General features: G+C 59.1%; 11 protein-coding genes. 3 read left to right on the plus strand and 8 right to left on the minus strand.

Annotated features, from left to right (window positions below):
* Positions 1 to 135: 135 nt before the first annotated feature.
* The 6 genes from BMZ91_RS10975 to BMZ91_RS11000 all read right to left on the minus strand — a co-directional run bounded on the left by BMZ91_RS10975 (position 136) and on the right by BMZ91_RS11000 (position 6,764).
* Positions 136 to 1,128, minus strand: coding sequence for an ABC transporter substrate-binding protein (locus BMZ91_RS10975; RefSeq protein ID WP_218145660.1), 993 nt, complete (start codon positions 1,126 to 1,128; stop codon positions 136 to 138).
* A 28-nt stretch (positions 1,129 to 1,156) separates the two neighbouring features.
* A complete protein-coding gene (locus tag BMZ91_RS10980; RefSeq protein WP_092838477.1) occupies positions 1,157 to 2,002 on the minus strand; it encodes an ABC transporter permease in 846 nt (281 codons plus the stop codon).
* Complete coding sequence (locus BMZ91_RS10985) at positions 2,002 to 2,877, minus strand: ABC transporter permease (RefSeq protein WP_092838480.1); 876 nt, start codon at positions 2,875 to 2,877, stop codon at positions 2,002 to 2,004. Before BMZ91_RS10985 ends, BMZ91_RS10980 begins: the two co-directional genes overlap by 1 nt.
* Before the next feature lie 198 nt (positions 2,878 to 3,075).
* Entirely contained in the window at positions 3,076 to 3,861 is a 786-nt protein-coding gene (locus BMZ91_RS10990; RefSeq protein ID WP_092838483.1) for an ABC transporter ATP-binding protein, read from the minus strand.
* A 93-nt stretch (positions 3,862 to 3,954) separates the two neighbouring features.
* Positions 3,955 to 5,418 (minus strand): dihydropyrimidinase, encoded by a 1,464-nt coding sequence (gene hydA / locus BMZ91_RS10995; protein WP_092838486.1) that lies wholly within the window; start codon positions 5,416 to 5,418, stop codon positions 3,955 to 3,957.
* A gap of 95 nt (positions 5,419 to 5,513) precedes the next feature.
* On the minus strand, positions 5,514 to 6,764 hold the full coding sequence (locus BMZ91_RS11000; protein ID WP_092838489.1) for a Zn-dependent hydrolase: 1,251 nt from the start codon (positions 6,762 to 6,764) through the stop codon (positions 5,514 to 5,516).
* Between the two features lie 134 nt (positions 6,765 to 6,898).
* Between BMZ91_RS11000 and BMZ91_RS11005 the strand changes: the two genes are divergently transcribed.
* The 3 genes from BMZ91_RS11005 (at position 6,899) to BMZ91_RS11015 (ending at position 10,433) form a co-directional block, all read left to right on the plus strand.
* Complete coding sequence (locus BMZ91_RS11005) at positions 6,899 to 7,546, plus strand: TetR/AcrR family transcriptional regulator (protein ID WP_092838492.1); 648 nt, start codon at positions 6,899 to 6,901, stop codon at positions 7,544 to 7,546.
* A 38-nt stretch (positions 7,547 to 7,584) separates the two neighbouring features.
* Entirely contained in the window at positions 7,585 to 8,202 is a 618-nt protein-coding gene (locus tag BMZ91_RS11010; RefSeq protein WP_092838495.1) for a TetR family transcriptional regulator C-terminal domain-containing protein, read from the plus strand.
* 269 nt (positions 8,203 to 8,471) lie between these two features.
* The gene (locus BMZ91_RS11015; RefSeq protein WP_177193847.1) at positions 8,472 to 10,433 is read left to right on the plus strand and encodes a tetratricopeptide repeat protein; all 1,962 of its coding nucleotides are present in this window, start codon (positions 8,472 to 8,474) and stop codon (positions 10,431 to 10,433) included.
* Between the two features lie 28 nt (positions 10,434 to 10,461).
* Here the strand turns inward: BMZ91_RS11015 and preA are convergent, their stop codons facing one another.
* Positions 10,462 to 11,766: an NAD-dependent dihydropyrimidine dehydrogenase subunit PreA gene (preA, locus tag BMZ91_RS11020; protein ID WP_092838502.1), complete on the minus strand. Its 1,305-nt coding sequence runs from the start codon at positions 11,764 to 11,766 to the stop codon at positions 10,462 to 10,464.
* Between the two features lie 3 nt (positions 11,767 to 11,769).
* Positions 11,770 to 13,098, minus strand: a complete 1,329-nt coding sequence (locus BMZ91_RS11025; protein ID WP_092838712.1) for an NAD(P)-dependent oxidoreductase — start codon at positions 13,096 to 13,098, stop codon at positions 11,770 to 11,772.
* Positions 13,099 to 13,246: the final 148 nt, after the last annotated feature.

The raw sequence follows: 13,246 nt of genomic DNA on the forward strand, positions 1-13,246 counted from the left end.
CGGCGGGTGTGGGGCAATATGTTGTGGTAAACAAAGACCTATCCCCAAGATGATCGCTGCGCGCTTTTCCACTTGGGGCAATCAAAAAAGGCCCGGGGCGTGAAACCCGGGCCAATTTTCGTGCTATCGCGCGTGCTATTTCAACGCGGCGTCGGAAATGACATGCGTCCAGGCCCCATCGCCGGGGTGTTTGCTGATCACCGGATCAGAGCCACCCGACAACAGCGATTGCACCGTGCGCTCGAAATCGGCCGGATCAAGCGCGCCGTTGCTGCCTGCGGTCAGCTTGGCCACCTCACCCATCATGCGGATCTGATGTTTTTCGGTCTGTGCGCCGGTGGCATCGTTATCAAGCACGATCATCGCCGCCTCTTCGGGGTTTTGCTCGGCCCATTTCCAGCCCTTCATCGAGGCCCGCACGAACCGCGCCAGTTTATCAACTTCGGCCGGATCGTCCAACTTCTCCTCAAGAACATAAAGCCCGTCTTCCAATGTGGCGACGCCCTGATCCTCGTATTTGAAGGTGATCAACTGATCTTCGGTGATCCCGGCATCCAGCACCTGCCCATATTCATTATAGGTCATGGTCGAAATGCAATCGGCCTGTTTCTGCAGGAGCGGATCAACATTGAACCCCTGCTTGAGAACGGTGACACCATCCGCGCCGCCGGTTGTCGGGATGCCAAGCTGGCTCATCCATGACAGGAACGGAAACTCATTGCCAAAGAACCACACGCCCAAAGTGCGCCCGGGAAAATCCGCAGGCCCGGTCACGCCGGTTTCCTTGAGGCAAACCAACATCATGCCCGAGGATTTGAACGGCTGCGCGATATTGACCAGCGGCAGGCCCTTTTCACGCGCCGAGAGGGCGGCGGGCATCCATTCCACCGTGACATCGGCACCGCCACCGGCAATCACCTGTGTCGGGGCGATGTCCGGGCCGCCCGGCTTGATCGTGACGTTCAGATCCTCGTCGCCATAAAACCCCTTATCCTGGGCCACGTAATAGCCTGCAAACTGGGCCTGGGTGACCCATTTGAGTTGCAGCGTCAGATCGTCCGCCGCCTGCGCCATGCCCGCAACGCTGGTCAGCGCCGCAAGGCCAAGGCTTGTCAAAAACGTTTTCATCGGTCGTCTCCCTTTTTAGATGTCGGCCTTATGTCCGGCCTCTTTGTGACGGGTGCCAGAAGGTCACCGCCTTTTCAATCAGCGCCATGGCGCCGTAAAACCCCGAGCCGACAATCGCCGCGACAACGATTTCCGCCCAGACAAGATCAAGCGCGAGCTGGCCCACCGAGGTTGAAATACGAAATCCCATGCCCTTGATGGGTGAGCCAAAAAACTCTGCCACAATCGCGCCGATCAAAGCCAGCGTCGTGGCGATCTTCAGCCCGTTAAAGACAAACGGCATCGCGGCCGGCAGGCGCAGTTTCAACAGGGTTTTCCAATAGCCCGCCGCATAGGTGCGCATCAGATCGCGCTGCATCGCATCGGTGTCCTGCAAACCCTGCACGGTATTCACCAGCATCGGGAAGAACACCATCACGACAACCACTGCGGCCTTGGATTGCCAGTCAAAGCCGAACCACATCACAAGGATCGGTGCCATGCCGATGATCGGCAAGGCGGCCACGAAGTTGCCGACCGGCAACAACCCGCGTTGCAGGAACGGAAAGCGATCAATCGCAACCGCGATCAGAAACGCTGCGCCACAGCCGATGATAAACCCCGAAAGCGCACCTTTCAGGGCGGTCTGCACGAAATCCTGCCACAGGATATCGGTGGATTTGGCAAAGGTCGCCGCAATCGCCGTGGGCGGGGGCAACAGGATCGGCGAGATATCAAGCCCACGTACCAGACTTTCCCAGATCGTGATCAGGGTCAGGCCAAAGATCAAGGGCACCAAAAGAGAGGTCAGCCTTGTCTTGGGGCGGTGCGACAGGCGCGAATTGATCCGCCAGCCGAGTGCCCAGACCGTTGCTCCGAGGATCAACCAGCCCATTACGCCATCCCCATCCGCTTGAGGGTGACCCGCTGGATAAGCCCGATGATCCCCACAAGGGCCGCCGCAAGCGTGGCCGCCATGATCAGCGCGCTCCAGATTTGGATGGTCTGGCCATAATAGCTTCCGGCAAGCAGACGCGCGCCAAGCCCCGCCACGGCGCCGGTCGGCAACTCGCCGACAATGGCGCCGACAAGGCTTGCGGCCATGCCAACCTTGAGCGAGGTAAAGAGATAAGGCATCGAAGAGGGCAGACGCAGCCGCCAAAAGGTCTGTGAGGCACTCGCATTCCATGTGCGCATCTGGTCAAGCTGCATCGCGCCCGGGCTGCGCAGGCCTTTGACCATGCCCACGACCACGGGAAAGAACGACAGATACATCGAGATCATCGCCTTGGGAAGAAGCCCCGAAATGCCCACCGCATTGAGCACCACGATGATCATCGGAGCAATCGCCAGAATGGGAATGGTCTGGCTGGCGATCACCCAGGGCATCACACTCATATCCATGGTGCGATTGTAAACAATCCCAATCGCAAGCGCGACACCAAGTGCGGTGCCCAGCAGGAACCCAAGCGCCGTTGCGCTGAAGGTGATCCAGCTGTGATAAAACAGCGACCGCTTGGAAAACCCGCGCCCGGCCAGGACCATCTTGCCGGTGGTCTTCCAGATTTCAGCGGCCACCTGATGCGGGGCCGGTAACTTGGGCTTGTCCTGCGTCCATGTCTGGACCACAAGCGCGCCAAACCCAAGCTCTTGGCCTGCCCGCGCAGCCTGATCCCGCGCCCAGGGTGCATTGAGCGCAATCGCCGCCCCATACCAGAGCACGAAGAGCGTCGCCACGACGGTAAGAATGGGAACAAGGTTGCGCATCATGTCGCCCCTGCTTTCATCTTTCCATAAATACTCACAAGACCCACCATACCGCATGCACAGAGTTTGAGTATTTTTAGAAAGATGAAAGTATTTGGTGTTTCACTTCTATTGCGGAACAGGCTGGAGAGCCGATGACCGTGAAAGATGAAAGTCCCTCTCCCCGTCATACGGGAGAGGGCGTTCGCCACGGATGGGGGCCTACGCGTCATCGCCATGCCCCGCTCTCAGGCCCTCGCGGACGCGATGGGCGATCTCTAGGAACTCGGGTGTGTCGCGGATGTCCAGCGGTCGGTCCCGCGGCAGCGGGCTGTCAATGATGTCGGCGATCCGACCGGGGCGCGGCGACATCACGACGATCTTGGTACTGAGATAGACCGCTTCGGGGATCGAGTGGGTGACAAAACAGATGGTCTTTTGGGTCCGTTTCCACAGATCCAGAAGCTGTTCATTCAAATGGTCGCGCACGATTTCATCAAGCGCGCCAAAGGGTTCGTCCATCAACAACAGATCGGCGTCAAAGGCCAGGGCGCGCGCGATGCTGGCGCGCTGTTGCATGCCGCCCGACAACTGCCATGGGAATTTCTTTTCAAAGCCGGACAGTTCCACCAGTTCCAACACGGCCTTCACGCGGGCATCCTGATCGGATTTTGCGTATCCCATGATTTCGAGCGGCAGGCGGATATTGCCGCCAATCGTGCGCCAGGGATAAAGCCCTGCCGCCTGAAACACATAGCCATAGGCGCGGGCTTTACGGGCGTCTTCGGGGCTGACGCCATTTACGGTGATCTGCCCAGCGGTTGGATGTTCCAGGTCGGCCATGACCCGCAGAAACGTTGTCTTGCCACAACCCGAGGGGCCGATAAAGCTAACGAAATCGCCCTGTTCGACGTTCAGGCTGACGTCTTTCAACGCATGCACCGGCCCGTCATTGGTTTGAAATGTCAGCGACAGGTCCGTTGCGCTGATCACCGTGTCTTTCGTCAAACTTCATCCCCCGCTTGCCCGGCTCTATTGCGCCGTTCTGGCCTGTCTTTGTCAAGGTGCGACTCCGGCCAGTGAGGCTGAGGTCGTTGTTTCTCAGATACCTGCCGGAATATTCAGCGGATCGCGTTGGATCATCTTGGGCGCGTTCAACGCCTTCCATTTGCTGAGCGCCTGATGCGCGGAAGGGAACGCCGGGCGGGGTACAAACCGCCCGCGGCCGGGTTGCGGTTGCGAGTTTTGGCCCCAGGCCCAGATCACCTCGCCGCGGCTCAGGGTAAAGCGGCTTTGCGCCCTGACTTCAAAGCCCTCGAAGACGTTGTAATCGAGGATCGAGTGGTGGTTCGCCGGGCTGATTGTTTTGGAGATCTTGGGGTCCCAGACCACAATATCGGCATCGGCGCCTTCGACAATCGCGCCTTTCTTGGGGTAGATATTCAGGATCTTGGCGACATTCGTGCTTGTCGCCGCAACGAATTCATTCGGGGTCAGGCGGCCGGTTTCCACCCCTTGGGTCCAGAGCATGGCAAGCCGCTCTTCAACACCGTTTGACCCGTTGGGGATGATCCGGAAATCATCGCGCCCGGCGCGTTTCTGCGCGGTGGAAAAGGCGGCGTGATCGGTCGCCACGACCTGCAAAGACCCGGATTGCAACCCGGCCCAGAGGCTATCCTGATGATCCTTTGAGCGGAAGGGGGGCGACATCACGCGGCGCGCGGCGTGGTCCCAATCCTTGTTGAAATACTCGGATTCGTCCAGCGTCAGGAACTGGATGAGCGGCTCGCCATAGACCCGCATGCCCTTTTGACGCGCCCGCCGGATCGCCTCATGCGCCTGTTCACAGCTAACATGCACAATGTAGAGCGGCACCCCCGCCGCATCGGCGATACAGATGGCGCGGTTGGCGGCCTCGCCTTCAAATTCGGGCGGGCGGGAATAGGCGTGCGCCTCGGGCCCGGTCATGCCTTGGTCAAAGTATTTCTGCTGCATTTCGGCGACCAGATCACCGTTTTCGGCATGCACCATCGGTAGCGCACCCAACTCGGCACAGCGCTTGAAGCTGGCGAACATCTCATCATCTTCGATCATCAGCGCGCCCTTGTAGGCCATGAAATGCTTGAACGAGTTGACGCCCATCTTGACCGCATCTTCCATCTCGGAAAACACAGTCTCATTCCAGCCGGTGATCGCCATGTGATAGCCGATATCGCTACAAATCTGCGGCGCGGATTTGCGGTGCCATTCGTTGATCGCGTTCTTGATGCTGCCATCGGCACCGGGCAGGCAGAAATCGACCAGCATCGTAGTGCCGCCACAGGCCGCCGCCCATGTGCCGGTTTCAAATGTTTCGGCGGCGGTGGTGCCCATGAAGGGCATCTCAAGATGGGTATGCGGATCAATCCCACCAGGGATGACATAGGCCCCCTCGGCGTCGATATATTCGTCGCCCTTGAGGTCCTCACCGATCTGTTTGATCGTCTCATCCTCGATCAGAACATCGGCCTTCCACGTGCGATCCGCCGTGCAGACAGTGCCGTTTTTGATGACTTTGGTGGTCATGTCACATCTCCGTTTTCATTTCTTGCGTCTGCATTTCTTCTGGCTGGAAATATCCCGGGGGAGTCGCGCTTGCGCGACGGGGGCAGCGCCCCCGATTACTCCACAATCTCCGCTGTTTCGATCACCGCATGCATCAAAACATCCGTCCCCGCCGCGGCCCATTCCTTCGAAATCTCCTCGGCCTCGTTATGCGATAGACCGTCCACACAGGGGCACATCACCATCGCCGTGGGGGCGACGCGGTTGATCCAGCAGGCATCATGCCCCGCGCCCGAAATCAGATCGCGGTGCGAATAGCCCAGCCGTTCGGCGGCATTGCGCACGGCCCCAACACAGCCCTCGTCAAAGGCCACCGGATCGAACCCGCCGGTCTTTTCAAAGGCGATGCTTAGCCCCATCTGGCCGCAGATATCCGAGGCCCCCATACGCAGCTTGTTTTCCATATCCTCGATCACCGCCTTGTCGGGCGAGCGGAAATCGACGGTGAACACCGCCTTGCCGGGGATCACGTTGCGCGAATTGGGGTAGATGTCGATATGTCCCGCCGCGCCCACCGCATCGGGGGCGTGGGACAGGGCAATCTGCTCGACCAGTTCCAGCACCCGCGCCATGCCGAGCCCTGCGTTTTTGCGCATCGGCATCGGGGTCGATCCAGTGTGTGAATCCTTGCCCTCGATCGTGACCTGGGTCCAGCTTAGCCCCTGACCATGGGTGACAACGCCGATATCCTTGCCTTCGGCCTCCAGAATGGGGCCCTGTTCGATATGCAGCTCAAACAGCGCATGCATCTTGCGCTCGCCGACCGGCTCATCCCCGCGCCAGCCGATCCGGTCAAGCTCATCGCCAAAGCGGGTGCCATCGGCATCGGTGCGGTCCTCGGCCCACTCCTGGGCGTGGACCCCGGCAAATACCCCCGAGGACAGCATCGCCGGGGCAAAGCGCGTGCCTTCTTCGTTGGTCCAGTTGGTGACAACGATGGGGTGTTTGGTCTTGATGCCAAGGTCATTCATCGTGCGGATGATCTCAAGGCCGCCGAGCACCCCCAGAACGCCATCATATTTGCCGCCGGTGGGTTGGGTATCAAGGTGAGAGCCGACATAGACCGGCAGGGCGTCAGGGTCGGTTCCCTCGCGGCGGGCAAACATGTTGCCCATCGTATCGAGCCCCATGGCAAGGCCTGCGTCCTCGCACCAGGATTGGAACAACCGGCGCCCTTCGGCGTCTTCGTCGGTCAGCGTCTGGCGGTTGTTGCCGCCCGCCACACCGGGGCCGATCTTGGCCATTTCCATCAGGCTGTCCCAAAGGCGGTCTGCGTTGATCTTGAGGTTCTCGCCGGGGGCTGCCATTTGAAATCTCCTGAGTGTCGGGGCATGCGGCCGATGAGCGGCCTCTTGCAATCGGGCTTTTTCTGACCGTATGGTCAAGAAAAGAGCATCATAGGTTGACCAACTGGTCAAGATTTTTCTGAAAGCGATGTGCGATGACCGCCTCTTCCCGCCCGCTCAGCCGCAAGGATATCCGCCGCGAGAATGAAAGGCTTATTCTTGATGCAGCGGAAAAAGTCTTTGCCGAGGCAGGGTTTGGCGGGGCCACGATGCAGTTGATTGCCGATATGGCAGGGCTGCCCAAGGCCAATCTGCACTATTATTTCCCAACCAAGGAATCGCTCTATCGGCAGGTGGTTCAAGCAATTTTTCAGGACTGGCTCAAGGCGGCGGATATCTTTGATGACGCGCCCGGCCCGGTTGAGGGAATCGGTGCCTATATCGACGCCAAGATGGAAATCAGTCGCCGACATCCGGCGGGCTCAAAGGTTTGGGCCTCCGAGGTGATGCACCGTGCGCCGGTTATTCAGGACTATCTTGAAACAACCCTCGTCGAGTGGACGGAGGGGCGCATGTCGGTGATCCGCCGCTGGATCGCCGAGGGCAAGATGGACGAGATCGACCCGCGCCATCTTTTGTACATGCTCTGGGCCACGACCCAGCATTACGCCGATTTCGGCCATCAGATCGAGACCCTGAACGGCGGGCAACCCCTGTCCGACGCGCAATGGGTGGCGGCAAAGGGGGCGGTCAAGCGCATTATCCTAAAGGGGATCGGCGCACAGCCTTCCCCCGCCGCGTGAAATAGCCCATGTTGAACAGGACCTTGCCGGAGAACCCGATGAACGAGCCCCGCGCGATCCGAAAACCAAGCCGCATTCAAAAGCGCAATCGCAAGCTTATTCTCGATGCCGCGCTGGAGGTGTTTTCGACATATGGCTATCGCGGGGCGACGCTGGATCAGATCGCGGCTGAGGCGGGGTTGAGCAAGCCCAATATCCTCTATTATTTCACCGGCAAGGAAGACATACACATCAGGCTTTTGAACGGGCTGATGGATACCTGGCTGGCGCCCATGCGCGAAATTGACCCCGAGGGCGACCCGCTGGAAGAAATCCTGCGCTATGTGCATCGAAAGCTTGAGATGAGCCGAGAGTTCCCTCGCGAAAGCCGCCTGTTTGCCAACGAGATCCTTCAGGGCGCGCCGCGCATCGGGCCGCATCTGGAGTCGGGACTGAAACCGCTGGTGGATGAAACCGCAGCCCTGTTCGAACGTTGGATGGCAGCAGGCCAGCTGGCGCAAATGGATGCGCGGCACCTGATATTCTCGATCTGGGCCACAACACAGCATTACGCGGATTTTGATGCGCAGGTGCAGGTGCTGATGCGGGGCCAGTCGATACACGAAGGTGCGGATGCGTATCTTGATACGCTCTATCGCAAGCTGTTGATGGTCTGAGGTTGTGCCTTCCTTCGGTTCATTCAGTCCAGAATGGCAATAGGCCCAAAAAACCACAGCTGTACAGAAAGGTTTCTGCGTTCTGTTTACATTGGTGTCAGGGTCATGATTTGACTGGGTTTGCTTCGCTGTCAGCAAAGTAAAGCAATTAAAATCTCGCATCCAAAGCGACAAAGAATCCGCGTTAATGCGGGCGCAGGGTGCTTTATATTATGCTTGGTCCGACTTGCGTAAACGCAAGCCAGCGAACCGGCAATCGGGAGGTCGCAATGAGCAAGTTGCACATAATGTTCTGGGGGTTTGTTGGCCTGTTTTCTGTTTTTGGGCATGCAGGCTGGGCCAATCCGACCTCGGAGGTCGTGATAGAGTTCCTGAAAGGCGAAGGGATTCAGGTGTCGTCAGGCGCGGCGGCTGGATACGTGCCTGACAGGGTGTGCGCTGAATGCCATGCAGACAAGGCCGAAAGTTTTGCCGAGATGGGCATGGCCCGCAGTATGTACCGGCCTGCCAAAGACAAGATCATCGAAGATCTCGATGCGATGCCCTATTATCACGAACCCAGTCAACGTCATTACACCATGGAATGGCGCGGCGATGAAATGTGGTTTCAACGCTATGGCAAAACCGCCGATGGCACCAAGATCGACGAGTTTAGCGTCAAGGTCGACTGGATCATGGGCTCGGGCAATCATGTGCGGGTTTACCTGTACCAGACTGCGGACGGAGCATTGTTTCAACTGCCCCTCGGTTGGTACACGCAAACCGGCAAATGGGCGATGGCACCTGGCTATGAGAGTGCAAATCATGATGGCGTGTTGCGCGACATTCACCAACGATGCATTGGCTGTCACAATGCGTTCGGGGAATTGAGTGAAAGGTCGGGCATGAAGGGGCATATTGGCCTCTATCCGCAAGACCTGCCGGAAGGTATCGGATGCCAACGCTGCCACGGGCCCGGCTCGGAGCATGTGTATCGCGCCTATAGCGGCGAAGGCGAGATGGAAGACCTGCGCTCTGCGATCGTGAACCCGGGCAAGCTGCCGCGTGAGCGGCTCTACAGCATTTGCTATGGCTGCCATATGCAATCCAATGTGGCGGTCAATGCGCAACTTCGCCTGGGGCGCGACCATTACTCGTTCCGCCCGGGCGAGGACTTGCGGGACTTCATCATGCAGCTTGACATCAAGGAAGCTGAGCAATCCAGAGAAGAACGCTTTGAGATCAACCATCACCCCTACAGGCTTGAGCAAAGCACCTGTTTTATCCAAAGCAAGGGTGAACTGGGCTGTCTGAGCTGTCATGATCCGCATGTAAAAATCAAACCCGAACAGCGCGCCGCACATTACCGCAAGGCGTGCCTGAGCTGTCATGAGCTTGACGACGATGGCCTGCCCGCGATCGAAGAAACCGAGGCCACGCACCCGCAGATCGCAGCGACCGATGATTGCACGACCTGCCATATGCCCGAACGGCGCACCGAAGATGTTGTCGAAGTCTGGATGACCGACCACCGGATCGTGCGCCACATCGAGCCTGAGGTAGAGCGCATGCGCGAGATCGAAAGTGTCGATCCGGTGGTCGAGCGCGTCTTTCTTCAGAATCCCAATTCGGGTGTGCCAAAGGCCGAGGCGTCGATGCTGCAACTCATGGCGATCCTCGACTATTCGAAAAACAAAATGGATTTCGCGGTGAGGGATCTGGAAAAGCTGTTGGGCCAGACACAGACACCGCATTTCGAGCCATGGCTGACCTTGATCGAGGCCTACATTACCAACAGGAACTATGCCAAGGCCAGACAGATCGCCGCGGCCACCCTCAAGCGGGCGCCGGACAACCCAAAGGTAATCAATGCGGTTGCCGTGTCGCTTTATGCAACCGGGGAAAAGGCGCAGGCCATTGAAATTCTGAAAAAAGCCGCCAAAGAGATGCCCGATCTGGTCTTTTTCCGCCTGACCCTGGCCAAGTTTCTGGCCGCTGAGGGTAAGCTTGACGAGGCGCTGCACTATGCCGAGAGCGTTGTGGATCAACGTCCGAACCAATGGCAGGCCTGGGCTCTGATTGCCAATCTGGCACAAGCCAAGAACGATAACGAACGCGCGCTTGAGGCTTATCTGAGAACTCTTGAAATCAGGCCCGTGTCACCCGCCATTCGTAAAAAGACGGTGTCTTTACTCCAGGCCGAAGGGCGCCAGGACGACGCGGCGCGCCACCAGTCCCGGCTCAAGCCGTAAAGCGAATCCAACGAGGTTTACGCCCGGATCATTCAGCAGCGCATTTTCCCGGGTTGTTGGGGTGGGTTGTCCAGTTGGCATACTCCGCTTGCACCACCTTGCCGGTGCGCGGATCAATTTCGCCCGCTGGCATCTGCTCCATCGTGATGCAGCCCTCGACCGGGCAGACATTGACGCAAAGATTGCAGGCGACGCATTCGTCATCCTTGACGGTGAATACGCGATCCTCTGACATGGCGATGGCCTGATGCGAGGTGTCCTCGCAGGCGGCATAACAACGCCCGCATTTGATGCAATCGGCCTGATTGATCTTGGCCTTGGCCACGTAATTGAGGTTCAGATCCTGCCAGTTCACCACATTCGGCACGGCCCGCCCGACCAGTTGATCGACCGAAGCGAATCCTTTTTCGTCCATATATTGCGACAGGCCCGAGATCATTTCCTGCACCACCTTGAAGCCATAGGTCATGGCCGCCGTGCAGACCTGCACATTGCCCGCGCCAAGCGCCATGAATTCGGCCGCGTCGCGCCAGGTGGTCACCCCGCCGATACCACTGATCGGCAGGCCCGCCGTTGCCGGGTCGCGGGCAATTTCGGCCACCATATTCAACGCGATCGGTTTCACCGCCGGCCCGCAATAGCCGCCATGCGCGCCCTGGCCATCAATCGTGGGCTCGGGCGAAAACAGATCGAGATCGACCGAGGTGATCGAGTTGATGGTGTTGATCAGGGATACCGCATCGGCGCCGCCCTCTTTGGCGGCCTGTGCCGGTTTGCGGATATCGGTGATGTTCGGCGTCAGCTTGACGATCACCGGCAGGTCGCTGTGTTTCTTGCACCAATGCGCCACTTGCCCGACATATTCAGGCACCTGACCCACGGCGCTTCCCATGCCGCGTTCGCTCATCCCGTGCGGGCAGCCAAAGTTAAGCTCGACTCCGTCGCAGCCGGTATCTTCGACCCGGTGCAGGATGTCTTTCCACGCGTCCTCATTCACCGGCACCATCAGCGAGGCAATAAGCGCGCGGTCGGGCCAGTCGCGCTTGACCCGCTTCATCTCTTCAAGGTTCACCTCAAGCGGCCGGTCGGTGATCAGCTCGATATTGTTGAGCCCCAGCAACCGCCGATCCGCGCCCCAGATCGCGCCATAGCGCGGGCCATTGACGTTGACCACCGGCGGCCCGGCCTCGCCCAGTGTTTTCCAGACAACCCCGCCCCATCCCGCCTCGAATGCGCGGCGGACGTTGTATTCCTTGTCCGTCGGCGGCGCAGAGGCAAGCCAGAACGGATTGGGGGATTTGATGCCGATAAAAGTGCTTGTCAGATCAGCCATGGTTTAGCCCTCCGCCGTCAGTGTTGCGTGAATATCCATCGCGGCATCGCGGCCCTCGGCCACCGCCGTAACGGTCAGATCGTCGCCGCCGACCGCACAATCGCCCCCGGCCCAGACGTGTTTCATCGACGTGCGGCCCGCGCCGGTCACGGCGATCTTGCGCCCGTCGAGATCGGGCAGGTCGCCACAGTCAAGCGATTGACCGATGGCCTTGAACACCTGATCGGCGGCAAGGCGAAAGGTCTGGCCGGTGGCGGTCAGCGCGTCATCGGTATATTCAAATTCAACCTCGCGGACCGCGCCGTTGCCATGCACCGCAATCGGGCTGGCATTGGTGATGATCCGCACGCCCTTCGAGGCGGCGAGATCCTGTTCAAAGCGGCTGGCGTTCATCCGCTCGCGACCCCGGCGGTAGACAAGCGTGACGTTGAGCGCACCCAAAAGCCGGGCCTGCACGGCGGCATCAACGGCCGTCATGCCGCCGCCGATCACCACCACGTCGCGCCCGATGGGCAGGGCGGCAAGATCATCTGCCTGGCGCAGATCGGCGATGAAATCAACCGCATCGCGCAGCCCCTGTTTGTCTTCGCCCTCAAGCCCAAGGGCATTCACCCCACCAAGACCGATGCCAAGAAACACGGCATCATGTGCATCGCGCAGATCACCAAGTGACAGGTCGCGGCCCAGCCGTTTGCCAGTCTGCAAGGTGATTCCGCCAATCTGCAAAAGCCATTCGACCTCGCGGGCGGCAAAATCTTCGATGGTTTTATAGGCGGCAATGCCAAATTCGTTCAGGCCACCGGCCTTGGCGCGCCCGTCATAAAGCACCACGTCATGGCCGTGCATCGCCAGACGGTGGGCACAGGCAAGACCGGCAGGGCCAGCCCCCACAACCGCAACCGATTTTCCGGTGGGCGCGGCGCGCGTGAATGGATGTGTGCCGGCGGCCATCAGCGTGTCCGTGGCATAGCGTTGCAGGCGTCCGATCAGCACCGGTTTGCCCTCGGCCGTCTCGCGCACACAGGCCTGTTCACAGAGCGTTTCGGTCGGGCAGACGCGGGCGCACATGCCGCCAAGGATGTTCTGATCCAGAATCGTCTGCGCGGCGGCCTCGGGCGTGCCGGTGGCGATCTGGCGGATGAAAAGCGGGATGTCGATATCGGTGGGACAGGCGGTGATACAGGGCGCATCGTGACAGAAATAACAACGGTCCGCAGCCACAAGCGCCTCGTGGTCTTCAAGCACGGGATGCAGGTCGGTGAAATTATCGGCAAGCTCTGCGGGATCAAGCCGACCGGCAAGGATGCCGGAGGTCAACGCTGTGTCACTCATGGCGGTCTCCATAGATTGGATGGCTGACCTCAGTATTCCACGATTTAAAATTTTATCAATTGGTAAAATTTAAATTTACGGTAAAATCAGATCGAAGACCCGCTACATGACGGTTTTTTAATCGGGCAGGGGCGTAGGGGGGGCTTGT

Source organism: Roseovarius lutimaris, from assembly GCF_900115165.1.
Taxonomy (GTDB): domain Bacteria; phylum Pseudomonadota; class Alphaproteobacteria; order Rhodobacterales; family Rhodobacteraceae; genus Roseovarius; species Roseovarius lutimaris.

Coding starts and splice junctions, on each gene's coding strand:
- BMZ91_RS10975 (WP_218145660.1), bottom strand. CDS start 1,128: ATGAAAACGTTTTTGACAAGCCTTGGCCTTGCGGCGCTGACCAGCGTT.
- BMZ91_RS10980 (WP_092838477.1), bottom strand. CDS start 2,002: ATGGGCTGGTTGATCCTCGGAGCAACGGTCTGGGCACTCGGCTGGCGG.
- BMZ91_RS10985 (WP_092838480.1), bottom strand. CDS start 2,877: ATGATGCGCAACCTTGTTCCCATTCTTACCGTCGTGGCGACGCTCTTC.
- hydA (WP_092838486.1), bottom strand. CDS start 5,418: ATGACCACCAAAGTCATCAAAAACGGCACTGTCTGCACGGCGGATCGC.
- BMZ91_RS11000 (WP_092838489.1), bottom strand. CDS start 6,764: ATGGCAGCCCCCGGCGAGAACCTCAAGATCAACGCAGACCGCCTTTGG.
- BMZ91_RS11005 (WP_092838492.1), top strand. CDS start 6,899: ATGACCGCCTCTTCCCGCCCGCTCAGCCGCAAGGATATCCGCCGCGAG.
- BMZ91_RS11010 (WP_092838495.1), top strand. CDS start 7,585: ATGAACGAGCCCCGCGCGATCCGAAAACCAAGCCGCATTCAAAAGCGC.
- BMZ91_RS11015 (WP_177193847.1), top strand. CDS start 8,472: ATGAGCAAGTTGCACATAATGTTCTGGGGGTTTGTTGGCCTGTTTTCT.
- preA (WP_092838502.1), bottom strand. CDS start 11,766: ATGGCTGATCTGACAAGCACTTTTATCGGCATCAAATCCCCCAATCCG.
- BMZ91_RS11025 (WP_092838712.1), bottom strand. CDS start 13,098: ATGAGTGACACAGCGTTGACCTCCGGCATCCTTGCCGGTCGGCTTGAT.